We start from the raw sequence: 23,345 nt of genomic DNA, 5'->3' as shown, positions 1-23,345 counted from the left end.
TGATGAACCCGATCCTAGTGGGATATTTCACAAATAACGACCCTAACTCGCGCCGCCACTACTGTCGTGTATCCGCCATGCCGTGGAAAAAGCCATGCACCGGCAGACTGCTGTAACATCCCGGGCTTCTGTTCAAGGAAGACGCGACATGCGCCGTTTGCTGTTCCTCTTGCTGGTGCTGAGCCTGACCTCGTGCGCCCCCCGCCTGCCCTCCCCAATACCTGCCGAGCCTGCCGCCACGCCACTGACCCTGCTCGACCACGGGCGCTTCCAGCTTTGGTACGACTGCCTGCGCGGCGAGCCGCACCGCTTCAGCTTCACCCTCGACAAGGACCAGGGGCATCTGCCTCGGGTCGATAACTTCCGTATCGACCGTAGCCTGCCCGAGGGCTGTAAAGGCCAGTTCTCGGCCAAGGCTTACTCGACACCCAAGGGCTACCATCGCGGCCATCTGGCGGCCAACAATCATTTCGACGACGATCGGACGGCGATGGACGCCTCCAACCTGATGAGCAATATCGTCCCGCAGTTGGCCTCGCACAATAGCCGCACCTGGTACCAGACCGAACTGCTGACCGAGTGCTATCGCGACCTGCGCCCGGTGACGGTAATCGGTGGCGTGATGTTCGGCCATGCCGGCGCGGCCCTGGACAACGATGCCTTCATCCAGTCCCACGGCATCGCCACGCCCGAGGCGTTCTGGAAAGTGCTGCTGACCGAGGATGAACACGGACAGCCCCAGGTCATCGCCTGGTGGATCCCGCACCAGGTGGATCTGGGCACAGACCTCGACCCGTACTTGCGCAGTGTCCGCCAGATCGAGACTGCGCTTGGCCCGGACGAGCCGCCGATCGAGGTGCCTGAGCACCTCAAAGATCGGCGCCCACCCCACACCTGGCCGCTGCCTGCGCGTTGCGACCGTGAGTGAGAGAAAGCTTTCCCCCTGAAGTATAAGGCGCAGCCACGTTAATCTACGGCCCCTTTTCAAACCGGTATACGCAGGTACCGGTGTTTGCCTCCAAGGACGTTCCCGTGTCGAAGATCCCGCTGTTCACTCTCCTCCCGCTGGCAGCGCTTGGCCTGCTCACGCTCTTGGCCTGCAGCGCCAACCCCGAAGCCAACGCGAAAGTCGACGCCGCCGCCCTGGCCGGTTTCACGGCGGCCATGCAGAGTGCCCTCGTCAACCGAATCAATGCCGCCAACCAGGGCACCCTAGTCGGCGTGGTCACGCTCAAGCTCACTCTGGACCGCAGCAACCGCCCCGTCGCCTGCAAGGCCGTACGCAGCTCGCCCGCCCATGAACGCCTGCTGCCCGTCTGGGTCAATGCCTCACCCTTGAGCCAATTGAAGCAACTGGTCGAGCACGAATGCTGGAGAACCACTTACCCACCCGTTCCCGGCAGCCTGTTCGAAGACGGTCATGTCGATGTGATCGCGCCCCTGGTACTCATGCCTCGTCTGCCAACCCCCATGCCACTGCACTGAACCTGCTTTCCGGTGCTAACAGGCATCCTGATGTCGCCCCCGACAAAGCACCCTCGCCTTGCCGCTTGTCTACTGGCCCGAGAACAACGACGCCGCGCCCCGAGCGCGGCGCATCCGTCCAGGCTGCCAAGACCCCCGGAGAGCACCCTATGTCCATCGCCCACGAGGTCCCACCCGCCACCTTGCGGCGGGTGATTGCCGCCTCGGCCATCGGCAACTTCGTCGAATGGTTCGACTTCGCCGTCTACGGTTTCCTCGCCACCCTGATCGCCAGCCAGTTCTTCGCCAGTGAGGACGCCAGCGTCGCCCTGCTCAAGACCTTCGCCGTATTTGCCGTGGCCTTCGCCCTGCGCCCTTTGGGCGGCATCGTGTTTGGTGCGCTGGGCGACCGTCTCGGGCGCAAGCGCATCCTGTCGCTGACCATCCTGCTGATGGCCGGCTCCACCACGCTGATCGGCCTGCTGCCGACCTATGCCAGCATCGGCGTGCTGGCCCCGGCGCTGCTCACCCTCGCCCGCTGCCTGCAGGGGTTTTCCGCAGGGGGTGAATATGCCGGCGCTTGCGCCTACCTGATGGAGCACGCGCCACGGGGCAGGCGCGCGTTCTACGGCAGCTTCGTGCCGGTCTCGACCTTCTCTGCCTTCGCCTGCGCGGCGGTCATCGCCTATGGCCTGGAGGCAAGCCTCACACCCGAGGCGATGAACGCCTGGGGTTGGCGTATTCCGTTCCTGGTCGCCGCGCCCCTGGGCCTGGTCGGCCTTTACCTGCGCTGGCGCATGGAGGAAACCCCGGCGTTTCGCCAGGCAATCGCCGAAGGCAAGGCGCACAGCCATTCGCCGCTCGGCGACACTCTGCGCCACCATGGCCGCACCATCGGCAACCTTGGCGCGTTCATCTCGCTGACGGCGCTGTCGTTCTACATGTTCACCACCTACTTCGCCACCTACCTGCAGACGGTCGGCCACCTGAGCCGCGCCCAGGCGCTACTGGTCTCGACCGTGGCGCTGCTGTTCGCCGCGGCCGGCTGCCCGCTGGCGGGCGCCTTTTCAGATCGTGTCGGACGGCGCCGGACCATCGGCTTCACTTGCCTCTGGGTAATGGTCGCGGTGTTCCCGGCCTACTGGCTGGCCAGCTCGGGGTCGCTGGCGGGGGCATTGCTGGGAGTGATCCTGCTGGCCATCGGCGCGCTGATGAGTGGCGTGGTCACCGCCGCGCTGCTGTCGGAATCCTTCCCCACCCGCAGCCGCTACACCGCCTCGGCGATCACCTACAACGTCGCCTATACCCTGTTCGGCGGCACCGCGCCGCTGGTGGCGACCTGGTTGATCGAACAAAGTGGCAGCCGCCTGGCCCCGGCGTTCTACCTGGTGGTGATTGCCTTGCTGGCATTGATCGGCGGGCTGGCGTTGCCGGAGACCGCGCAGGTTTCGTTGCATGAGGAAAACCCTGGCACCGACCCGTTGCAGGGATCCCAGGGGCTTTAAGCCTGGGTTAGCAAACATCGCGGGGCATGCCGCATCGAAGCGCCGATGCGACATGCCCCGCGATCGGCGTTATGCCAGGTCGAACCTGTCCAGCTCCATCACTTTCACCCAGGCCGCGACGAAGTCCTTGACGAACTTCTCCCTGGCATCGCTGCTGCCGTATACCTCGCTCAAGGCACGCAGCTGCGCATGGGAGCCGAACACCAGGTCGACCCGGCTGGCGGTCCATTTCACCTGGCCGGTCTTGCGGTCACGGCCTTCGAACGCTTCGTTGTCCGCCGAAGTCGGTTTCCATTCCACGCCCATGTCCAGCAGGTTGCGGAAGAAGTCATTGCTGAGCACGCCGACCTTGTCGGTGAACACCCCCTCCTTGCTGCCGCCATGGTTGGCGCCCAGCACCCGCAGGCCACCGATCAGCACGGTCAGTTCCGGTGCGGTGAGCGTCAGCAACTGGGCCTTGTCCAGCAGCAATTTCTCGGCCTTGACGCTGTAGCGCGCCTTGCTGAAGTTGCGGAAACCGTCGGCCAGGGGCTCGAGCACGGCGAACGACTCGACATCGGTCTGCTCCTGCGAGGCGTCCACACGCCCCGGGTGGAACGGCACGCTGATGCTGTGCCCGGCATCCTGGGCGGCTTTTTCCACCGCTGCATTGCCGGCCAGGACGATCAGGTCAGCCAGGGAGACCTGGTTCCCGCCCTCGCTGCGGATCTTCTCCAGCGCCATCAGCACCTTGTCCAGCCCCTGGTTTGCCGTCCAACCGTTCTGCGGTGCCAAGCGCAGGCGACCGCCGTTGGCACCGCCGCGCTTGTCGGAGCCGCGGAAGGTCGAGGCCGAGGCCCAGGCGGCGGACACCAGTTCACCGACACTCAGCCCCGAAGCCAGCACCTTGGCCTTGAGCGCGGCGATATCGGCGTCGCTGGGTTGAGGCCCGGCCTTGGGCAACGGATCCTGCCACAGCAGCTCCTCGTTGGGCATTTCCGGCCCGAGATAGCGCGCCAGCGGGCCCATGTCGCGGTGGATCAGCTTGTACCAGGCACGGGCGAAGGCATCGGCGAGCTGGTCGGGGTTGTCCTTGAAACGCCGGGCGATCGGCTCGTAGATCGGGTCGAAGCGCAGCGCCAGGTCAGAGGTGAGCATCGACGGCGCGTGCTTCTTGCCGGGATCATGGGCATCAGGCACGGTGCCGGCGCCCTTGCCATCCTTCGGCCGCCACTGATGGGCGCCGGCCGGACTCTTGGTCAGCTCCCATTCAAAGTTGAACAGGTTGTTCAGGTACTCGTTGCTCCATCGAGTCGGGGTCGAGGTCCAGGTCACTTCCAGGCCGCTGGTGATGGTGTCGCCGCCCTTGCCGGTCCCGAACTTGTTGCTCCAGCCCAGGCCCTGCAGCTCGAGGCCCGCCGCTTCCGGCTCGGCGCCGACGTTGTCGGCGGGGCCGGCGCCGTGGGTCTTGCCGAAGGCATGGCCGCCGGCGATCAGCGCCACGGTCTCCTCATCGTTCATGGCCATTCGGCCAAAGGTCTCACGGATGTCCTGGCCGGACTTCACCGGGTCCGGCTCGCCCTCCGGTCCTTCCGGGTTGACGTAGATCAGGCCCATCTGCACCGCCGCTAGCGGGTTTTCCAGGTTGCGCTCGGCCGACAGGTCGCGGTTCTGCTCCTCGCCATGCTTGGCAGGCTCGGCTACCAGGTCACCCTGGCCGGGTGGCTGGGCCTTGACCTGTTCCTTGCCGTAGCGGGTGTCGCCACCCAGCCAGACCTTTTCCGAGCCCCAGTACACGTCTTCGTCCGGCTCCCATACGTCGGCGCGGCCACCGGAAAAGCCGAAGGTCTTGAAGCCCATGGACTCCAGGGCCACGTTGCCGGTAAGCACGATCAGGTCGGCCCAGGAAATCTTGTTGCCGTACTTCTGCTTGATCGGCCACAGCAGGCGCCGGGCCTTGTCCAGGCTGACGTTGTCCGGCCAGCTGTTGAGCGGGGCGAAACGCTGCTGGCCAGAGCCAGCACCACCTCGGCCATCACCAATGCGATAAGTGCCCGCGCTGTGCCAGGCCATGCGGATGAACAGCGGGCCATAGTGGCCGAAATCCGCCGGCCACCAGTCCTGGGAGTCGGTCATCAAGGCTGTCAGGTCTGCTTTGAGTGCCTGGAAGTCGAGGCTCTTGAACGCCTTGGCGTAGTCAAAGTCCGGGTCCATCGGGTCGGACTTGCTCGAATGCTGGTGGAGGATCTTCAGGTTGAGTTGGTCAGGCCACCAGTCACGGTTGCTGGTGCCGCCACCGGCGGTCTGGTGAAACGGGCATTTCGATTCGTTCGCCATCTGCTGCTACCTTTTGGGTCGGTTCAATTCAGATTTCCGGGCGTTGTTGTCATTGCGCTGCCAGGTGTTGAATCAGGCGTTCGCCAAACGCGCCTGCCCCTCGTCGGTTATGGCCGGGCACGCCTGTGCGCCGGCTTTTCACGGAACCAGCAGAAAGACTAGCCGAGCCTGGGCAGAGGTCTAATAGAGCCGATGTTGCCCTGTGATAGTCTGCGCCTTTCAAGCACCAGCAGCAGAACCGGCCAGGATCAAGGGAACAGAAAACAATGAGACGGATGTGCGCGAATCTGCTTAGGGCCTTGATTGCGTGGTGCAGTCGGCATCGCGCCGCCGCCGTTGGCGGAATCGTCTTGAGCGTCTCTGCACTGAGCTTATGGGCCGGCCTTTTCCAGGACCTGTTCAAACCCATGATGGAACACTGGCAACAGGTCGCCGAACTCAGGCAACCCCTTGCAGTGGAGATCAAGACAGGCCGCACAACAGGCGCTCAATGGGAAGCGCAGGACAAGATGTTCGTGGGGGAACCTGACCTGGTCACGCTCCTGTTGAACCGCGTGCCGGTGAAAACCCTGGAGGTTGCACATACCGCAAAGGATCAGCGTTTCCGGGACTATCCACCCACCGCCCCATTGACCTACCACCAGATCCCCACCAACGTCCGATACCAAGTCCTGGACTTGGATGACGATGACATCCCCGAGGTGGTACTGACACTCACCAATCAGCTTTACTCCCTTCACGATGACCGGCTGATCAATGTCCTGATCGTCGACCCGCGGGGCCGGCTGCTCAGTGGCACGCCCGTTCCCCCTGAGGTTGAGGGGCTGCGCACGGGCGCGCTGTCACCCTACAGTGCCTACCGCAGCACCGGTGTCATGAAAGACCTGATCAGCGGAGACACCACGCCCGTCACGTTCGCCAACGGCTTTGCCGTACAGATCGAAGGCAAGCGCAAGTTACTGCGATTTTCCTGGGTCGTGGACAGCGCGAGCTTTGTCAGCGAACACCTGCATGTCACGCAGTCATTCGTCTTCAGCGATGGCCGCCTTCAGCCTTCAGGGGCCCCACAACTCTACATTTCCAGCCTCTGGGAACAGCCATGGGTAGATGAAACACCGGTAACGCTGGCTGAGGCGCAGAAGTTTCTGGACGATAACAACATGCCCACCTTTTCCACCATGATGGGTCGTCCTGATCAGCAAGCTACTCCACCAGCGCCCCTGCTGCCCGCCAGTCAGCCCTGAACCGGCGTGTGCGAGCCAGCCCCTGAACCGACGTCGGTAGACCGTTTGCACAACATGTCGCGTCCATCGGATTCTTCCTGGTATGCCTCGTCGCCAACCAGCATGGTCATCTTGATCTGGTCAACTTGGTCACGACCCGCGGCAAGTACAGCTCGCACCGAGGACCGGACCATGGAACCGGTGGGGTTTCCCTTGCAAAACGCGGCACGACTCTGACGAAATGCGCCTCGCGCCCTTTCGTACCGCGGCAAGTGAAGGCACAATGCGTGTCCTTTTTTTGGCCGGCCTGGCCGGGGGCCTTTAAATGATCAAGACGCCGTACTACCTCATCGACAAAACCAAGCTGCTGAGCAACATGGAGAAGATCGCCTACGTGCGCGAACACTCCGGTGCCAAGGCACTGCTTGCCCTCAAGTGCTTCGCTACCTGGTCGGTATTCGACCTGATGCAGCAGTACATGGACGGCACCACCTCGTCTTCGCTGTTCGAGCTCAAGCTCGGCCGCCAGAAGTTCGCCGGCGAAACCCATGCCTACAGCGTGGCCTGGGCCGACGACGAAGTCGAAGAGATGCTCGAAAACTGCGACAAGATCATCTTCAACTCCATCGGCCAGCTCGAGCGCTTCGCCGAGCAGTCCGAAGGCAAGGTGCGCGGCCTGCGCGTCAACCCGCAGGTGAGTAGCTCCGACTACCTGCTGGCCGACCCGGCGCGCCCGTTCAGCCGCCTCGGCGAGTGGGATCCAGAAAAGATCGAGAAGGTGATCGAGAAGATCTCCGGTTTCATGTTCCACAACAACTGCGAGAACGGCGACTTCGGCCTGTTCGACAAGATGCTCACGCACATCGAGGAACGTTTCGGCCACCTGCTGCACAAGGTCGAGTGGGTCAGCCTCGGCGGCGGCATCCACTTCACTGGCGAGGACTACGCGGTGGACGCCTTCTGCGCGCGCCTGAAGCAGTTCGCCGAAACCTACGGTGTGCAGGTCTACCTGGAGCCGGGCGAAGCGGCCATCACCAACAGCGCCTCGCTGGAAGTGACCGTGCTCGACACCCTGTACAACGGCAAGCACCTGGCCGTGGTCGACAGCTCGATCGAAGCGCACTTGCTCGACCTGCTGATCTACCGCCTCAACGCCAAGATGGCCCCCAACGACGGTGCGCACACCTACATGGTCTGCGGCAAGTCGTGCCTGGCCGGCGACATCTTCGGCGAGTACCAATTCGACAAGCCACTGGCCATCGGTGACCGGCTGTCGTTCATCGACACGGCGGGCTACACCATGGTCAAGAAAAACTGGTTCAACGGTCTGAAAATGCCCTCCATCGCGGTCAAGCAACTCGACGGCAGCGTCGAAGTGGTGCGCGAGTTCGGTTTCGAAGACTACGTTTCGAGCCTGTCGTAAGACAGGCTTTCATGAAGGAGAGCAGCTGAATTGAAGAAGAACGTTCTTATCATTGGTGCAGGAGGTGTCGCCAAGGTGGTGGCCCACAAGTGCGCACAGCATAACGACGAACTGGGTCGTATTGCGATTGCGTCACGGAACATCTCCAAATGCCAGGCCATCATCGACAGCGTCAAGGCCAAGGGTAGCCTCAAGGTTCCCGCCGACATCCAGGCCTTCTCGCTCAACGCCCTCGATGTCGAGGCGACCAAGGCCCTGATCCGCGAGACCGAATCGCAGATCGTGATCAACGTTGGCTCCGCCTTCCTCAACATGTCGGTGCTGCGCGCCTGCATCGATACCGGTGTCGCTTATCTTGACACCGCCATCCACGAAGAGCCGGGCAAGATCTGCGAGACCCCGCCGTGGTACGGCAACTACGAGTGGAAACACCTCGAAGAGTGCCAACAAAAGAACATTACCGCCATTCTCGGCGTCGGCTTCGACCCGGGTGTGGTGAACAGCTACGCGAAACTCGCGCAGCAGCAGTACTTCGACCAGATCGACTCGATCGACATCCTGGACGTGAATGCCGGTTCCCACGGCAAGTACTTCGCCACCAACTTCGACCCGGAAATCAACTTCCGTGAGTTCACCGGGCAAGTCTGGAGCTGGCAGAACAGCCAGTGGACCAGCAACACCATGTTCGAGGTCAAGCGCACCGACGATCTGCCGGTAGTGGGTTCGCAGAACCTGTACCTGACCGGCCACGACGAAGTGCACTCGATCTCGAAGAACCTGAACGTGCCGAACGTGCGTTTCTGGATGAGCTTCGGCGAACACTACATCAATGTGTTCACCGTGCTGAAGAACCTCGGCTTGCTCAGCGAGCAGCCGGTGAAGACCGCCGAAGGCCTGGAAGTGGTACCGCTGAAAGTGGTCAAGGCCGTGCTGCCGGATCCGGCCTCGCTGGCCCCGGGCTATACCGGCAAGACCTGCATCGGTGACCTGGTCAAGGGCACCAAGGACGGCCAGCCGCGCGAGGTGTTCATCTACAACGTGGCCGACCACGAGGAAGCCTACGCCGAGACCGACAGCCAAGGTATTTCCTACACCGCAGGCGTGCCTCCGGTAGCCGCCGCGCTGCTGGTTGCCCGTGGCCAGTGGGATGCCGGGCGCATGGTCAACGTCGAGGAGCTCCCGGCCGAGCCGTTCCTCAAGGCGCTGGACGTGATGGGCCTGCCGACCCGCGTCAAGGATGAAAAAGGCGATCGTCCGTGGGACGCTGAAGCCTAAGCTGCACGACGAAGGGGCGCCAGATGGCGCCCCTTCTGTTTAGGAGCTGTCTGTGGCAGCGGGCTTGCCCCGCACCGGCAGATCGTTACCCGCATTCGCGATGCCCAAAGGAACTGTCAGCATGTTTTCCAGCCGTACCCTCGTCCTCACCCTGGGCGTTGCCTTCATCATTCTCGACCAGTGGGTAAAACTGATCGCCCTGGTCGCCCTGAACGATCACAGCTATGTCTATGGCAACCAGAGCGTCTGGCTGGACCTGGCCCTGAGCCTCAACCCCGGAGCGTTCCTCAGCCTCGGCGCCGGGCTGGCTCCGTGGCTCAAGCAACTGGTGTTCGTGGTCGCCGTCGGCGTGGTGTGCGCCTGGGCCATGGTCTGGGCCTGGCGCCACTGGCAATCGGCACCGGTCAAGGCCAGCGCGGCCTGGTTCATCGCCGTGGGCGGGCTGTCCAACTTGATCGACCGGGTCTTTCGCGACGGCCACGTGGTCGATTACCTGGTCCTCAATATCGGCACCCTGCACACCGGCGTGTTCAACCTGGCCGACATCGCCATCATGGCCGGCGCCACGGTGCTGGTGGTGGACGGCATTACCCGGCCGAGCAAACGCTGATCCCGCCTCGCCAATGGGCCGTACCGCGGGCCGCCCCAAGCGAGACAAAGCCTGCGCACCTGAATGACCGAGGCCCTGCCAGCATCCGCAAGGCCTCAATCAGCTGCACTCGATCAGTTCTTGCGGCTACCGACACTCTCCAACTGCTCAAGCAACGCCTTGGCCAACGCCTTGTCGGAAAACGGATTCTGCCCGGTGATCAACTCGCGATCGACCACTACATGGGGCTGCCAGGCCTGGGCATAACTCATGTCGCCTCCTGCACCGGCCATGGCCTTGGCGGGATAGAACTGCAGACGCTGCTCCTTGAGTGAGCCCTCGAACACCTGCTCCTCAGGGTCGGAGAAAATGGTCATGCGATAGCCCCGGTACGTCCAGTCGCTGGCCGCCGGGGTTTCGCCACGGGCGAGCGCGGCGCGGTAGGCGACCGGGTCCTGCTGCGCCGACAGCAACGTGATCGGGCCGTGGCAAATGGCGGCCGTGGGCTTGCCGGCCTGGTGGAAATGACGCAACAGGGCACCGACGTCGGGGTTGTTGGCCAGGTCGATCAGCGGCGCATGGCCACCCGGGATGAAGATCCCGGCATAGCGGCCCATATCGCCAGCCAATACCTCCTTCACCGACAGCGTGTCGTCGATATCCGGCAGGCTATCGACCACCTGGCGGATACGCTGCATTTCGCGGGCATCGCCGCCGAAGTACATCGGATCGATCGAGCGCTCATCGACACTCGGCGCATTGCCCTTGGGCGTCACCAGCACCAGCTTGTAGCCGGCCTTGAGCAACTGGTCGGCAGGCACGCCGAATTCGTTGAGGTAGTAACCGGTGGGGTACGGTTTGCCGTCCTTGAGCTGCAGCTGGTTCTCGCTGGACAACAGCACCAGTACCTCACCCTTCGCAGCGGCGGCGGCCTGGCCGGCCAGCAAAGTACCAGCCAGTGCCAGCGCGACGGGAGCAATCATGTTCATGGTGTCTTCCTGATCAGTTGAATGGCGCGATATCCAGCCCGTGGGCAAGCTGGACTTGAGTCGGTGCGGCCAACCAGCCGGCGCTGGCGGCGCGATAGGCCTGGTAATGGGCACTGTTGCGATGGGCCTCGACGGCGGCGGCATCGACATACAACTCGAACAGCTCGAACGCCAGCACCTCGCCCTCGCGGACGAACAGGTCATAGCGCAGGTTGCCGGGCTCGGCGCGGGTCTGCCCCACCATCAGGCGCAAGGCCTGTTCTGTGACCTCACGGTGTTCAGGATGCGGCTGGATAGTGGCGAAGATGGCAATGGTCACGGGGCGTCTCCCTCAACAAGTTGGGCCCATCCTAACCATCGCGTTATGATTCGATAATTCGAAAGCACTTATTCCTGTGATTCGTTTTATGAATATCAGCAACAAGGACCTCAACCTGCTGCACCTGTTCCAGGTGCTCTATGAAGAGCGCAATGCCTCCCATGCAGCGCAACGGCTGGCCCTCAGCCAGCCCGCCCTGAGCCACAAGCTCAACAAGCTGCGCCAGCAGTTCGGCGACCCCTTGTTCGTGCGTGCGCCGCGTGGTCTCACGCCAACGCCCAGGGCCCATGAGCTGGCGCCCCGGATACAGCAGCTGGTTGCACAGCTACAGGACTTCTACAGGGATTGCGACGGCGATGATTTCCTCTCCCGCCCGACCCAGGTGCACCTTTACAGCACCGACTACCTGGAGCAGACCCTGCTGCCCAGGCTGCTGCCGATCCTGCGCACCCAGGCACCGAACCTGACCCTGATCACCCACAACACCCAGGGCAACCTGCCACGCGAGGCGCTGGAAAAAGGCACCTGCGACCTGGCCATCGCCGGTTTCTACAACGGTTTGCCGGACACCTTCCATCAACAGCGCCTGCTCAGTGAGGACTTCGTGGTACTGGCCGCCGCCGACAACCCACACCTGACCGAGGGCATGAGCCTGGAGGCGTTCCTGGCCTGCGAGCACCTGCTGACCACACTCACCGGCGACCTCGATGGCCGGGTCGATCACGCCCTGCGGGCTGTTGGTCGGCAACGTCGGGTGGTGGCCGGCCTGTCCAGCTTCATTGCCCCTACGCGTCTGGTGCGCGGCACCGACCTGCTGCTGACCTGCCTGCGCTCGCTGGCCATCGAAGCGGTCGAGCGCGACCCCGGCCTGCGCCTGCACACCCTGCCCCTGGCGCTGCCCCGGGTCGAAGTGATGCAGATCTGGCACGCGCGCACCCACGCCGACCCCTTGCGTCGCTGGTTCCGCCAACAGGTGTGGGAGGTGGCGCAGCAGGTCACTGCACCAGCTGGTTGATCTCGATGATCAGCATCAGCACCGCCAGCCACCGTCGGCGTGCACATGTCCACTGAAACTCTCGGACGGCCCGACGGGTCACAGCCAGTGCATGCAACAAGGATCACACCTTCAAGGAGACTGGACATGCCCTACCCCATGACATTCACACCCCCCTTCCGCCTGCTGGCCCTGGCCGGTGCCCTGCTGGCCTGCGCCACCTTGGCCAATGCCGACGACGTGCTGCTGGTCGGCAACAAGGCCGACGCCAGCGTGTCGGCCCTGGACACTGGCAGTGGCCAGGAAATGATCCGCCTGCCGGTAGGCACCGGCCCCCACGAGGTGGTGGTCAGTGGCAATGGCCTGCTCGCCGTGGTCGGCAACTACGGCGCGCAAGGCACGGCGAACAACAGCCTGAGCGTGATCGATTGGCCGACCCGGACGGTCGTGCGCACCATCGACCTGGGCGAAGACACCCGCCCCCATGGCATTCGTTTCCTGCCCGACAGCCAGCGTGTGGTGGTCACCACCGAAGCCAGCGAACGTCTGCTGGTGGTCGACCTGGCCCAAGGTAAAGTGCTCGACCGCATCGACGTCGGTGGCGGCAAACCGCACATGGTCGCGCTGTCACCCGGTGCCGACCGCGCCTACGTCAGCCATGTCGAGAGCGGCACGCTGTCGGTGGTCGACCTGCTGCACAAGAAGAAAATCGCCGAGATCCCCACGGGCGCCGGCAGCGAAGGCGTGGCGGTGACCCCCAGCGGCACCCAGGTATGGGTCAGCAACCGCGACGGCAACGAAGTGGTCATCGTCGATAGCAAGCGCCTGGAAGTCACCGACCGTATCCGCACCGGCCTGTTCCCGATCCGCGTCGCGATGACCCCGGATGGCAAGTATGCGCTTGTCACCTGCGCCAAGTCGGCGGAACTGGCGGTGATCGATGTGGTGGCCAAGAAAGAGATCAAGCGCATCGGCCTGGCGCGCGAAGGCGCCGAATACCGCCGCACGATGCTCGGCGAAGAGGCGCTGCCGATTGGCGCGGTGGTCTCGCCGGATGGCAAGCGGGTCTATGTGGCGATCAGCGGCGGCGATGAGGTCGCGGTGATCAGCACAGCCAACTGGACCGAGAAGGCCCGCTGGAAAGCCGGCCCCGAGCCGGACGCCCTGGCGATCGTGGTGCAGCCGAAGGAAGAGAGCTGAGCACCGCAAAGGCGCCTCGCGGGAGGCGCCTTTACACCACTGGCCTTGGCTGAATGGAAGAACCCGGCCAAGATCCGCCCCCTCTTGCGTTCACAGCTCAACCCTCCTTCTTGATACTGGTTCCGCCAACAAGGTGTGGGAAGTGGTGCAGCAGGTCACTGCACCAGCTGGTTGATCTCGATGATCGGCATCAGCACCGCCATGACGATCAGCAGCACCACCGCCCCCATGATCACGATCATCAGCGGCTCGAGCAGCGCGGTCATGCCCATGGCGCGGCGCTCGATGTCCTTGGCCAGGCTGTCGGCGGCGCGGTCGAGCATCGGCGGCAGGTTGCCGGTCTTCTCGCCGCTGGCGATCAGGTGGATGAGCAGCGGCGGGAAGACCTTTTCCACCGCCAGCGCCGAGGCCAGCCCGGCGCCCTCGCGCACCCGTGCGGTGGCCTCGCTGACACACTGGTCGAGGCGATCGTTGCCCAAGGTCTGGCGCGCCGCCTCCAGCGCACGCAGCAGCGGTACCCCGGCGCTGCCGAGGATCGCAAGCGTGGAAGCAAAGCGCGCCGTGTTCAGGCCCAACACGAAACGGCCGAGCAACGGCAGCCGCAGGATCCGGGCGTGCCAGGCCAGGCGCGCCGCCGGGGCGCGCAAGTAGACCCGCCAGGCCCAGACCGCCCCAGCCATCAGGGCGAAGCACAGCACGCCCCATTCACGCACGAAGTCACTGGCCGCCAGCATCGCCAGGGTCAGCCCGGGCAGGTCCTGACGTGCCTGGGTGAAGGCGCTGACCACCTGCGGCACCACATAGCTGAGCAGGAAGATGACGATGCCCACCGACACCAGCCCGACCACGCCGGGATAGATGAAAGCGGTGAGTATCTTGCCGCGCAAGGTGTTGCGCTCCTCGATGTAGTCGGCCAGGCGCTCCATTACCTGGGCCAGGTCGCCGGACTCCTCGCCCGCCGCCACCAGCGCCCGGTAGATTTCGGGGAAGTCCCGCGGCCGTTCGGCCAGTGCGTCGGCCAGGCGCATGCCACTGCGCACATCGCCGCGCACTGCCGCCAGCAACTGCGCCACAGGCTTGCGCTCGGCCTGTTCCAGGGTCGCGCCCAGCGCCGCCTCCAGCGGCAGGCCGGCGGCCAGCAGGCTGGCCAGCTGACGCGTGGCCCATGCCAGGTCGCCATCACTCAGCCGGGCGCTGAACAGGCCCGCGCCCTGCACGGCAGCGGCCTGGGCCTCGACCTCCAGCGCGGTCAGCCCCAGGCCGCGCAATTGCGCCATCGCGGCGCCCGGACTGTCGGCTTCGAGCAGCCCTTTGATGATATGCCCCTGGGCGTCGGCGGCTTCATAGCGGTAACGGTTCATCAGGTATCCCGTGTCACGCGCAGGATTTCTTCCAGGCAGGTGCTGCCGCTGTCGACCCAGCGCTGGCCGTCCTCGCGCATGCTGCGCATGCCGTTACCCCGGGCGGCGGCGCGCAGGGCCTGTTCATCGGCGCCCTGGTGCACCAGGGCGCGCACTGCGTCGTCCACGCAGAACAGCTCGTGGATGCCGGTGCGCCCGCTGTAGCCTGAGTGATTGCAATGCGCGCAGCCCACCGCCCGGTACTGCCCGGGCGTGGCCGGATCGGGCTCGCGGCAGTGCGGGCACAGACGCCGCACCAGGCGCTGGGCCAGCACGCCGAGCAGCGCCGAGGCCAGCAGGAACGGCTCGACGCCCATGTCGACCAGGCGGTTGACCGCCGACACCGCATCGTTGGTGTGCAGCGTGGCCAGCACCAGGTGCCCGGTCAGCGAGGCCTGCACGGCGATCTGCGCGGTCTCCAGGTCGCGGATCTCGCCGATCATGATCACGTCCGGGTCCTGGCGCAGGATGGCGCGCAGGGCCACGGCGAAGCTCATGTCGATACGCGCGTTGACCTGGATCTGGCTGATCCCCGGCAGGTCGTATTCCACCGGATCCTCGACGGTGAGGATGTTGCTGACACTGGCATCCAGCCGCGCCAACGCCGCGTATAGGCTGGTGGTCTTGCCCGAGCCGGTGGGGCCGGTGACCAGCACGATGCCATGCGGCTGGCGGATCAACTGGTCCAGCCGTGCCAGCACCGCGGCGTCCATGCCCAGCGCCTCCAGGCGCAGGCGCCCGGCCTGTTTGTCCAGCAGGCGCATGACCACGCGCTCGCCATGGCCGGTGGGCACGGTGGACACGCGGATATCGATGGGCCGCCCGGCCACGCGCAGGGCGATGCGGCCGTCCTGGGGCAGGCGCTTCTCGGCGATGTCCAGCTGCGCCATGATCTTGATCCGCGACACCAGCGCTCCGTGCAACGCCTTGCGCGGCGAGACCACGTCGCGCAGGGTGCCGTCGACCCGGTAGCGCACCAGGCAGTGGCTCTCGAACGGCTCGATATGAATGTCGCTGGCCTGGTCGCGGGCCGCCTGGGTGAGCAAGGCGTTGATCATGCGGATCACCGGCGCGTCGTCCTGGGCCTCGAGCAGGTCGGTGACTTCCGGGATGTCCTGCAGCAGGCGGTCGAGGTCCACCTCGTTCTCCGCCGCGCCCACCACCGCCGCGGCGCTGCCGGTATCGGCGTAGGCGCTGACCAGCAACGCGTCCATGTTCGCGTCGGTAACCGCTTCGACAGCCACCGCGCCAAAGCGCCGACGCACCTCTGCCACCGCCCAGCCCGGGCTCGAAGGGCAACACGAGAGTACCGCCCTCGCCTCGTCATCGGCCTGCAGCACCACCCGCTGGGCCTTGGCCCAGGCATACGGCAGGCGGCTCAACGGGCCACCTCGTCCACCGGCACGGCACGGATCGAGGCCCGTGGCGCCTGCGATGACACCGGCCGCGCGCGGCCCTGGTCGGGCACGCCCTGCTCCACCGGCGGCAGCAGCGGCATGTCCATGTCCGGCAGTGCCCAGGAGTGCTCGGGCTTGAGGTTGCCCTGGGTACGACGGATGAAGTCGTAGCGGTTCAGGGTGATGCTGCGCCCGGCCGCGGCATCGCGCACGATGTACGGGCGCAGGAACACCATCAGGTTGGTCTTGGTGCTGGCCCGGCGCTCGCTGCGAAACAGCGCGCCTACCCCCGGCAGCCCGGACAGCCACGGGATGCCCTCGTTGCTCTGGGTGTAGCCGTCCTGCAACAACCCACCGAGGACCATGATCTGGCCATCGTCGAGCAGGATGCTGGTGTCGATGGCGCGCTTGTTGGTCACCGTGCCGGCGGCACTCGAGGCACGCTGGTCGACGCTGCTGACCTCTTGGTAGACGTCGAGCTTGACCGTGCCGCCCTCGGAGATCTGCGGCCGCACGTTCAGGCGCAGGCCCACTTCCTCGCGCTGGATGGTCTGGAACGGGTTGTTGCTGTTGCCGCCGCCATCGGTTACGTACTGGCCGCTGACGAAGGGGATGGTCTGGCCGACGAAGATGCTCGCCGCCTCGTTGTCCAGGGTCAGCAGGTTGGGTGTAGACAAAACGTTGCTGCCCCCCTTGCTGGTCAACGCACGGGCCAGCACCTTGAGGTCGAGCACCTCGCCGATGCCGGGGATCTTCACCGTGCCATCGACCACGCCCACCGACAGCCCCTTGGGCAGCACATCGATGCTGCTCGGCCCCTTGACCAACCCGCTGCCACCGAGGTTGGCACCGCCGAACACGCCATTCTTGCCTAGGTTGCCGGCCTGCCACTGAATGCCGAACTCATTGGCGTCGTCCTCGCCGACCTCGACGATCAGGCTTTCCACCACCACCTGGGCGCGGCGTTGATCAAGCTGGTCGATGACCTCGCGCAGGCTGCGATACAGCGGCTCCGGGGCGGAAATCAGCAGGGTGTTGGTGGTCTTGTCGGCCTGGATGGTCGCGCCGCCGGCGGAGAACGCGGTGCCTTGGTCGTTCTGCTGCGCGCTGGCGCCGTAGCCGTTCGGCGTGCTGCCGGCGCCCAGGCTGTTGCCGCGGTTCTGGCTGCCAGTTGTACTGCTGTTCTGCGTGGCGCTGTTGTTGCCGGTGCTGGCGCCGTTGCCGTTGCCACTGCCGGCGGTGAGCATGCCGCCACCGCTGAGCAGCGCACGCGTGCCGTCGGCAGTGGCACTGTCGCTCTCGCCGGTCAGCAGCCCCCGCAGGCTCTGCGCCAGCTTGTCGGCCTGGGCATTGCGCAGGTACACCACGTGCAGGTTGCCGGCGCTGTTCTGCGCATTGTCGAGCTTGTAGACCAGGTCACGGGCCAGCTGGGTACGCTCGGGGCTGCCGGAGCGGATCACCACGCTGTTCGAGCGCGGATCGCCCAGCACGCTGATCTTCTGGGTCGGGTCGCTACCCTGGCTGTCGAGCAGTTCGTTGACCATGCTGGCGATGTCGCTGGCGATACCGTTGTTGATCGCCACCACATCGGTGTCGATGGCGCTGGGGATGTCGACCCGGTCAAGGATCTGCGCGACCCGCTCGAGGTTTTCGGCGTAATCGGTGACGACCAGGGTGTTGTTACCCGGGTAGGCGTTGATCGGGTTGTCCGGCGAGACGATCGGGCGCAGCACCGGGATGAGGTTGACGGCGTTCTCGTACTGCAGACGGAAGGTCCGGGTGACCATGCCGTTGCCGGCGTCGCGGTCGCCGCTCACCAGCGCGCCGCCGAGCAGCTTGGCGTCGGCCTGGGGCACCACCTGGGCCACGCCGCCGACATCGACCACGCTGAAGCCCTGCATGCGCAGGGCCGACAGCAGCATGGAATAAGCCTTGGCGGCAGGCACCTCGCCTTCGGAAACCAGGGTCAGCTGGCCCTTGACCCGTGGATCCACCAGGAACTGGCGACCGGTGGCGCGGGACAGGCCGCGCACCACTGCCTGGATATCGGCATCGACGAAGTTCAGCTGTACCGGCTGGTCGCCCAGTGGATTGGCCGGCGCGGGTGCGGCCACGGCGCGGCTGTGGCGCTGGCCGACCCGGGGCGGCGACTGGCGCTGCAGCGGGCGGCTCTGCGGTTCGCGGTGATCCAGGGTGCCCGCCGTGGCACCGGCTTCGGCCAGCGGACGGCCCAGCTCGCTGCTGGCCAGGGGACGTTGCACGCTCGGCGCGCTGGCGCAGGCGCTGAGTGCCAGGGCCAGGAGCAAGGGCGCGAACGGCAGTCGCGGTGAACGGAGGCACGTCATGAAGGGTCCTTAGCGCCATGCGCCTGAGTCATGCGAAGGGTTCCGGAAAAGGTCACCGGGCTGCCGGGCTCGCCGGGGTCCCGGCGCAATGTCAGCTGGCCAACACCGAGCCCAAGGCGCAGCGGCACAGACTGTAGCCAGGCCATGGCCGCCTCTGCGGGGGCCCGCTGCCAGCCCAGGTGCCAGGTATCGCCCTCGCCGTCGAGCAGTGACTGCGCCAGCAGGCCAGCCTGCTCCAGGCTCTGGCGCAAAGCCTGGGCGGTATCCGCAGGCCGTTGTGCCAGGCGCTCGCCGAGCAAGGCATCGAGCGCCTGCGCCTGGCTGCGCAACTTGGGTGTTTCGGCCTGCCAGTGGTCGATCCGGGCCAGGGCTGGCTGCACCAGTACCTGCCAGCAGAACAGCGCGCCGAGCAAGCCGCCTGCCAGGGCGACCGCACGACGCTCCCTCGCGGCCAGGGCTTGCCAGCGTTGCCGGGCCTGACCGCGCAGCAGGCCCAGGCGGGTCTTAATCGACATGGGCCAGCTCCTCGCCGGATGGGTTGGCCGCACGCAGGGTCCAGCCTTGCCCACTGGCCTGGCCTTCGATGCCGCGTGCGGCGAGGTCGGCCTGCCAGGCACTGTCCGCCGGGGCCTTGCCGCCATCGTCCAGGGGAGTGAGGCGCAGCACGCCATCCTGATAATCCAGCGCCTCGACATTGCCTGCCAAAAACGGCATGACCTGGCCGGCGCCGTCGAGCAAGACCGCCAGCCCCGAGCCAGCGCCACCCTGCCCGGCCTGCAGTTGCTGACGTGCCTGCTGCAGGGGGTTGAGCACTACCGGCAACTGCGGGAAGGCCATGCGCACCTGGGCGACCATGTGCGCACGCAACTGCTCACCCTCGTCGGCCAGGTGCGCGGCATAGAGGTTCAAGCCCAGGCACCAGATCACTGCCGCCGCGCCCCAGATCGCCAAGGTGCGTCCCAACGCTGGCGATTTCACAGGCCCGGCAAGCCCGCCGGCCAAATCGACTGACGACGCGGTATCCTCCTGCCGGGCGAACAGCCCGGCCACGCGGATACCATCGGCCTGCAGCCATGCCTGCAAGCGCGCCATCTGCGCAAGGCCCAGCCAGGCCACGGCGACGTTCCCATCTGCCTGGCGCGGCCCGTGCGCCACGTGGACCTGCCCGGCATCGCCGAGCACCAGCCCCTGGACCGCGCAACCCACCGCCGCGCTCAAGCGCTTGCCCGTCAGCGGTGGCAAGGCCAGGACCAGGGCCAGGCTGTCGTGCGCATGCAAGTGCAGGCGCCAGGATCCACCCTTGATCTCGCGCTGCAATTGCCCGCGTGTGGCCTGGCCGCCACGCTCGGCCTGGCGGTAGTCCAACAGCGAGGCATCCTCCAGCTCCGCCAACGGCGGCAGCTGCACATCAACCAGCGTACTCATGCGCCCACCCGGCTCCAGATGACATCCGGCAACTGCCCCTCGCGCTGGCGCAGCAGCGCCTGCAGGGGTAGTTCGCGGCTGCCCAGGCGCGCCTGGCCGCGCAGGCGGAACCAGTCGCTGTTGATCCCCACCCGCACATTGGCCATGGCCAGCTGCGGCATGCGCAAACGGTTGACGAAATCGCCCCGGTTGATGAACCAGCGCCCACTGTCGCGCTCGGCCACCAGCGCCATGGCCTGCTGCAGCGGCAGGCCCGGCACCTGCGCGGCGAGCACTTCGGCACTGGCGGTGTTGCCATTGATCCAGGTCATCGCCGGCAGCACCGTGACGAATCGGCGCAGGCGCTGCAGGGCCTCGGCGTCCATGCCCTTGAGCCCGACCAGGGCATCGACGCTGCGCAGCATCGGGCGCCTGGCCGGCAACGCCTCGGCGGCAACGGCCGGCGAGGTCGCACGGCCGCCTTGCAGGCCCTGACCGGCACTGCCGGGGGATACCGGCGGACGCTGTGGGTAGCTGTCGATCACCTGCCCGGCGATGGCCGTGGCCAGCCGCTCGCCGATGCCGATCAGCGCGCACAGACGCTGGAAGGTCGCCAGTGCCTCGCTGTCCACCTGGCCATCGACCACCAGGTTGCGCAGGTTGAACTTGCCCTGCTCATCCTCCAGTTGCCCATCGAAGCGCACGCTGCCGGACGGCACATCGCGCAACGGTCGCGTCCAGGGTTGGCCGCCACGTACCAGCGGATCGCGCAGGCGTTGTTCGAACAACACCCTGCGGCTAAGTTGCAGGCCGCCCTCCAGGGCCCATTGCCCCTGCAGCGCCATCTGGCGGTTCTCCACCTGCCGGGTCTGCAGCCCCTGGCGTTCGATCATGCCTGCGGCGATCACCGCCACCACCGCGGCAATCAACAGCGCACTGATCACGGCCATGCCGTCCTGGCGCGCCATGGCCGGTCACAACTGCCAGGAGCCGAGGTCGGCGTTCACCCCATCGCCCCCGGCCTGGCCGTCGGCGCCCAGGGAAAACACATCGATCTCGCCGTTGGCGCCCGGGTTCAGGTACTGGTAAGGGCGGCCCCAGGGGTCGTTGGGCAGGCGGTCGAGGTAGGCACGCCATTGGCCATCCTTGGCTTGCGCCGGCTTCTCCACCAACACCTTCAGGCCCTGGTTCTGGTTCGGGTAGGCGCCGTTGTCCAGGCGGTACAGCTTCAGTGCCTGCATCAACCCGCCGATGTCCTGGCGCGCCGCCGTGGCGCGGGCCTGGTCGGGGCGGTCGAGCACCTTGGGCACCACCATCGCCGCGAGGATCCCGAGGATCACCACCACCACCATGATCTCGATCAGGGTGAAGCCTTGCTGGCGCAAACGGCAGGCGGGAAGGTTGCGGCGGGCGATCTGCATCTCGGCATTCCTTGCGTGAGTTCGAATCGGGGGCCGATTGTGGCAAGGCGGTATGTCACGGATATTGAAAAAGCTCGGGAGTCGGCGTCGTCAAAGCGTCATCGGGCCGCTCTACAGTGCCGCTTTGCCCTGCGCGAAAGGTGCCCTGTGCGTGCCACCGAGGATGGTTTCACCCTGATCGAAGTGCTGGTGGCGTTGACCATCGTGGCGGTGGCCATGGCCGCCGCCGTGCGCGCCAGCGGCTTGATGACCCAAGGGAACGGGCTGTTGCGCGACAAGGCGCTGGCCTTGCTCGCCGCCCAGGGACGCCTGTCCGAACTGCGCCTGGAAGGCAGCGCCAGGCCGGGCGTCAGGCAGTTCGAATGCGACCAGGGCCGCCTGCGCTTGCGCTGCGAGCAGCGTGTATCGCGCTCGCCCCACGGGCTGCTGGAGGTGTCGCTGCAGGTGTTCGACAATCAACATGAAGGACCGGCGCTGGCGCGTTTGCAGACCCTGCTCGTTGCCGCCGAAGCAGCGCCCGCTACCTAGTGTGGTTCATGCAAAAAAATGTAACAGCCTGCCATTCGGCAAGCCCGGCGTCCGCGTCTAGGCTCAACCGTATGTGATGCCGGGCCCCTCTGACGGTTTGCGCCGCCATGTCGGAATCACTGTTGCCATGCAACGTCGACAATCAAGGAGGGGCTCATGACGGCTCTGCACACATTCCTTTTCACGCCTTTTCTCGGCACCAGCGCCTGGTTGTGGCTGGTCTTCATCACCATCGTCATCGCCTTGCTGGTCCTCGACCTCGGTGTGCTGCACCGCCAGGACCGCGAGATCGAGATGCGCGAAAGCCTGTTGCTGTATTCGGGCTACTTCAGCGTCGGCGTGCTGTTCGGCGTATGGGTCTGGTATGAACTCGGGGCACAGCCGGCGCTGGAGTTCTATACGGGCTTCCTGGTCGAGCAGTCGTTGTCGATGGATAACGTGTTCGTCATGGCGATGATCTTCAGCTTCTTCGCCATCCCCCGCCGCTATCAACACCGCGTGCTGTTCTGGGGCATCCTCGGGGTAGTGGTGCTGCGGGCGATCATGATCGGCGTGGGCGCCGCACTGGTGCAGCACTTTGCCTGGGTGCTGTATATCTTCGGCGCCTTCCTGCTGTTCACCGGGGTGAAGATGGCCCTGTCCAAGGATGACGCCCACCCGGACCTGGCCAACAACCCGGTGCTGCGCTTCGTGCGTCGGCACATGCGGGTAACCGACCAGCTGCATGGCCGGCACTTCTTCGTCCATCTCACGCCGCCCGGAACCGACCGCGCCATCCGCTATGCCACACCGCTGTTCCTGGCCCTGGTGCTGATCGAGCTGGCCGACCTGGTGTTCGCCGTCGACAGCGTGCCGGCGATCTTCGCCATCACCCAGGACCCGTTCATCGTCTACACCTCGAACATCTTCGCCATCCTTGGCCTGCGCTCGCTGTACTTCGCCCTAGCGGCGCTGATGCACCGCTTCGTCTACCTCAAATACGCGCTGGCGCTGGTGCTGATCTTCATCGGCTGCAAGATCTTCTGGCACGGGCTGGTGGGCAAGGTACCGGCCGGGATTTCGCTGGGGGTCACGTTCGGGCTGTTGCTCGGCGGCGTACTGCTGTCGTTGCTGCGCACGCGCAATCAGCAGCAACCGGCCGAACAACAACCCGTGCAGGACGAACCACTGCCCGCAGTGGACAAGCCGCCAACCACTCCCAGCGACAGCAATCCCGAGAAGAAAGGCCCTCACCTGCGGGTCTGATCAGGGCGCGAGCCCCTCGACGATGATCACCTGCGCCATCGCCGCACCCTGGCGATGGCGGCAGGCCTCCTGGTACAGGTCCGAGCGATAGCAGGCCACGGCCTGCTCATAGGAATCGAACTCGATCACCACGCTGCGCTGCGGCGTCGCCCGCCCCTCCAGCGCCTCGCTACGCCCGCCCCGGGCCAGGAAGCGCCCGCCGAAGGCGACGAATGCCGCCGGGGCGCGCTGGGTGTATTGCAGGTATTGCTCGGGGTCGGTGACGTCCACGTGGGCGATCCAGTAGGCCTTCATTCGTCGCGCTCCTG

General features: G+C 65.5%; 22 protein-coding genes. 11 read left to right on the top strand and 11 right to left on the bottom strand.

The features are described 5' to 3' along the window. Positions 1-148: 148 nt before the first annotated feature. The 3 genes from LU688_RS11970 to LU688_RS11960 all read left to right on the top strand — a co-directional run bounded on the left by LU688_RS11970 (position 149) and on the right by LU688_RS11960 (position 2,969). Positions 149-928 (top strand): DNA/RNA non-specific endonuclease, encoded by a 780-nt coding sequence (locus tag LU688_RS11970; RefSeq protein ID WP_023631223.1) that lies wholly within the window; start codon positions 149-151, stop codon positions 926-928. 104 nt (positions 929-1,032) lie between these two features. Then, on the top strand, positions 1,033-1,485 hold the full coding sequence (locus tag LU688_RS11965; RefSeq protein WP_023631222.1) for a hypothetical protein: 453 nt from the start codon (positions 1,033-1,035) through the stop codon (positions 1,483-1,485). A 149-nt stretch (positions 1,486-1,634) separates the two neighbouring features. Next, a complete protein-coding gene (locus LU688_RS11960) occupies positions 1,635-2,969 on the top strand; it encodes an MFS transporter (RefSeq protein WP_160290609.1) in 1,335 nt (444 codons plus the stop codon). A 69-nt stretch (positions 2,970-3,038) separates the two neighbouring features. Here the strand turns inward: LU688_RS11960 and katG are convergent, their stop codons facing one another. Then, positions 3,039-5,285, bottom strand: coding sequence for a catalase/peroxidase HPI (gene katG, locus LU688_RS11955; protein WP_094011092.1), 2,247 nt, complete (start codon positions 5,283-5,285; stop codon positions 3,039-3,041). Positions 5,286-5,635: 350 nt separating this feature from the next. On the opposite strand from katG, the gene LU688_RS11950 reads away from it, so the two are divergent. The 4 genes from LU688_RS11950 to LU688_RS11935 all read left to right on the top strand — a co-directional run bounded on the left by LU688_RS11950 (position 5,636) and on the right by LU688_RS11935 (position 9,816). Beyond that, positions 5,636-6,529: a hypothetical protein gene (locus tag LU688_RS11950; protein WP_143067542.1), complete on the top strand. Its 894-nt coding sequence runs from the start codon at positions 5,636-5,638 to the stop codon at positions 6,527-6,529. Between the two features lie 304 nt (positions 6,530-6,833). Further along, entirely contained in the window at positions 6,834-7,931 is a 1,098-nt protein-coding gene (locus LU688_RS11945; protein WP_094011089.1) for a carboxynorspermidine decarboxylase, read from the top strand. A 30-nt stretch (positions 7,932-7,961) separates the two neighbouring features. After that, positions 7,962-9,206, top strand: coding sequence for a saccharopine dehydrogenase family protein (locus LU688_RS11940; protein ID WP_038705903.1), 1,245 nt, complete (start codon positions 7,962-7,964; stop codon positions 9,204-9,206). A 121-nt stretch (positions 9,207-9,327) separates the two neighbouring features. Further along, complete coding sequence (locus tag LU688_RS11935; protein ID WP_094011088.1) at positions 9,328-9,816, top strand: signal peptidase II; 489 nt, start codon at positions 9,328-9,330, stop codon at positions 9,814-9,816. A gap of 113 nt (positions 9,817-9,929) precedes the next feature. On the opposite strand, the gene LU688_RS11930 is transcribed toward LU688_RS11935, so the two are convergent. After that, positions 9,930-10,784, bottom strand: coding sequence for a type 1 glutamine amidotransferase domain-containing protein (locus tag LU688_RS11930; protein WP_094011087.1), 855 nt, complete (start codon positions 10,782-10,784; stop codon positions 9,930-9,932). A gap of 13 nt (positions 10,785-10,797) precedes the next feature. Next, positions 10,798-11,103, bottom strand: a complete 306-nt coding sequence (locus LU688_RS11925; protein WP_094011086.1) for a putative quinol monooxygenase — start codon at positions 11,101-11,103, stop codon at positions 10,798-10,800. Positions 11,104-11,191: 88 nt separating this feature from the next. On the opposite strand from LU688_RS11925, the gene LU688_RS11920 reads away from it, so the two are divergent. Together LU688_RS11920 and LU688_RS11915 are read left to right on the top strand one after the other, a co-directional pair. Then, a complete protein-coding gene (locus LU688_RS11920) occupies positions 11,192-12,118 on the top strand; it encodes a LysR family transcriptional regulator (RefSeq protein WP_038705901.1) in 927 nt (308 codons plus the stop codon). 126 nt (positions 12,119-12,244) lie between these two features. Next, the gene (locus tag LU688_RS11915; RefSeq protein ID WP_158659520.1) at positions 12,245-13,297 is read left to right on the top strand and encodes a YncE family protein; all 1,053 of its coding nucleotides are present in this window, start codon (positions 12,245-12,247) and stop codon (positions 13,295-13,297) included. A 155-nt stretch (positions 13,298-13,452) separates the two neighbouring features. Here the strand turns inward: LU688_RS11915 and gspF are convergent, their stop codons facing one another. Genes gspF through gspG form a run of 7 tightly spaced genes read right to left on the bottom strand, consistent with a single transcriptional unit; the run spans position 13,453 to position 21,264 of the window. Then, a complete protein-coding gene (gspF, locus tag LU688_RS11910; protein WP_094011084.1) occupies positions 13,453-14,658 on the bottom strand; it encodes a type II secretion system inner membrane protein GspF in 1,206 nt (401 codons plus the stop codon). Then, positions 14,658-16,079 carry a type II secretion system ATPase GspE gene (gspE, locus tag LU688_RS11905; protein ID WP_038705899.1) on the bottom strand — a complete coding sequence of 474 codons (1,422 nt, stop codon included), beginning with the start codon at positions 16,077-16,079 and terminating at the stop codon, positions 14,658-14,660. Before gspE ends, gspF begins: the two co-directional genes overlap by 1 nt. Next, positions 16,076-18,439 carry a type II secretion system secretin GspD gene (gspD, locus tag LU688_RS11900; RefSeq protein WP_104444041.1) on the bottom strand — a complete coding sequence of 788 codons (2,364 nt, stop codon included), beginning with the start codon at positions 18,437-18,439 and terminating at the stop codon, positions 16,076-16,078. The genes gspE and gspD overlap by 4 nt, the downstream gene beginning before the upstream one ends. Next, positions 18,436-18,954, bottom strand: a complete 519-nt coding sequence (locus tag LU688_RS11895) for a type II secretion system protein M (protein WP_094011082.1) — start codon at positions 18,952-18,954, stop codon at positions 18,436-18,438. Before LU688_RS11895 ends, gspD begins: the two co-directional genes overlap by 4 nt. Beyond that, the gene (gene gspL, locus LU688_RS11890) at positions 18,944-19,864 is read right to left on the bottom strand and encodes a type II secretion system protein GspL (RefSeq protein ID WP_094011081.1); all 921 of its coding nucleotides are present in this window, start codon (positions 19,862-19,864) and stop codon (positions 18,944-18,946) included. The genes LU688_RS11895 and gspL overlap by 11 nt, the downstream gene beginning before the upstream one ends. Next, positions 19,861-20,811, bottom strand: a complete 951-nt coding sequence (gene gspK / locus LU688_RS11885; RefSeq protein ID WP_038705896.1) for a type II secretion system minor pseudopilin GspK — start codon at positions 20,809-20,811, stop codon at positions 19,861-19,863. Before gspK ends, gspL begins: the two co-directional genes overlap by 4 nt. A gap of 6 nt (positions 20,812-20,817) precedes the next feature. Beyond that, the gene (gspG, locus tag LU688_RS11880; RefSeq protein WP_094011080.1) at positions 20,818-21,264 is read right to left on the bottom strand and encodes a type II secretion system major pseudopilin GspG; all 447 of its coding nucleotides are present in this window, start codon (positions 21,262-21,264) and stop codon (positions 20,818-20,820) included. Positions 21,265-21,411: 147 nt separating this feature from the next. Between gspG and gspI the strand changes: the two genes are divergently transcribed. Together gspI and LU688_RS11870 are read left to right on the top strand one after the other, a co-directional pair. Further along, positions 21,412-21,792, top strand: a complete 381-nt coding sequence (gene gspI / locus LU688_RS11875; protein ID WP_160290607.1) for a type II secretion system minor pseudopilin GspI — start codon at positions 21,412-21,414, stop codon at positions 21,790-21,792. Positions 21,793-21,948: 156 nt separating this feature from the next. Further along, the gene (locus LU688_RS11870) at positions 21,949-23,037 is read left to right on the top strand and encodes a TerC family protein (RefSeq protein ID WP_110605392.1); all 1,089 of its coding nucleotides are present in this window, start codon (positions 21,949-21,951) and stop codon (positions 23,035-23,037) included. Here the strand turns inward: LU688_RS11870 and LU688_RS11865 are convergent, their stop codons facing one another. Continuing rightward, positions 23,038-23,331, bottom strand: coding sequence for a DUF1330 domain-containing protein (locus LU688_RS11865; RefSeq protein ID WP_038705893.1), 294 nt, complete (start codon positions 23,329-23,331; stop codon positions 23,038-23,040). Positions 23,332-23,345: the final 14 nt, after the last annotated feature.

The organism is Pseudomonas soli (assembly GCF_021283165.2).
GTDB lineage: Bacteria > Pseudomonadota > Gammaproteobacteria > Pseudomonadales > Pseudomonadaceae > Aquipseudomonas > Aquipseudomonas soli.
This window is presented reverse-complemented; position numbering and strand designations above follow the sequence as displayed.

Excerpts from the sequence above, each read along its gene's own strand:
- LU688_RS11970 (WP_023631223.1), top strand. The coding sequence starts at position 149 with ATGCGCCGTTTGCTGTTCCTCTTGCTGGTGCTGAGCCTGACCTCGTGC.
- LU688_RS11960 (WP_160290609.1), top strand. The coding sequence starts at position 1,635 with ATGTCCATCGCCCACGAGGTCCCACCCGCCACCTTGCGGCGGGTGATT.
- katG (WP_094011092.1), bottom strand. The coding sequence starts at position 5,285 with ATGGCGAACGAATCGAAATGCCCGTTTCACCAGACCGCCGGTGGCGGC.
- LU688_RS11945 (WP_094011089.1), top strand. The coding sequence starts at position 6,834 with ATGATCAAGACGCCGTACTACCTCATCGACAAAACCAAGCTGCTGAGC.
- LU688_RS11935 (WP_094011088.1), top strand. The coding sequence starts at position 9,328 with ATGTTTTCCAGCCGTACCCTCGTCCTCACCCTGGGCGTTGCCTTCATC.
- LU688_RS11930 (WP_094011087.1), bottom strand. The coding sequence starts at position 10,784 with ATGAACATGATTGCTCCCGTCGCGCTGGCACTGGCTGGTACTTTGCTG.
- LU688_RS11920 (WP_038705901.1), top strand. The coding sequence starts at position 11,192 with ATGAATATCAGCAACAAGGACCTCAACCTGCTGCACCTGTTCCAGGTG.
- LU688_RS11915 (WP_158659520.1), top strand. The coding sequence starts at position 12,245 with ATGCCCTACCCCATGACATTCACACCCCCCTTCCGCCTGCTGGCCCTG.
- gspF (WP_094011084.1), bottom strand. The coding sequence starts at position 14,658 with ATGAACCGTTACCGCTATGAAGCCGCCGACGCCCAGGGGCATATCATC.
- gspD (WP_104444041.1), bottom strand. The coding sequence starts at position 18,439 with ATGACGTGCCTCCGTTCACCGCGACTGCCGTTCGCGCCCTTGCTCCTG.
- LU688_RS11895 (WP_094011082.1), bottom strand. The coding sequence starts at position 18,954 with ATGTCGATTAAGACCCGCCTGGGCCTGCTGCGCGGTCAGGCCCGGCAA.
- gspL (WP_094011081.1), bottom strand. The coding sequence starts at position 19,864 with ATGAGTACGCTGGTTGATGTGCAGCTGCCGCCGTTGGCGGAGCTGGAG.
- gspK (WP_038705896.1), bottom strand. The coding sequence starts at position 20,811 with ATGGCGCGCCAGGACGGCATGGCCGTGATCAGTGCGCTGTTGATTGCC.
- gspG (WP_094011080.1), bottom strand. The coding sequence starts at position 21,264 with ATGCAGATCGCCCGCCGCAACCTTCCCGCCTGCCGTTTGCGCCAGCAA.
- LU688_RS11870 (WP_110605392.1), top strand. The coding sequence starts at position 21,949 with ATGACGGCTCTGCACACATTCCTTTTCACGCCTTTTCTCGGCACCAGC.
- LU688_RS11865 (WP_038705893.1), bottom strand. The coding sequence starts at position 23,331 with ATGAAGGCCTACTGGATCGCCCACGTGGACGTCACCGACCCCGAGCAA.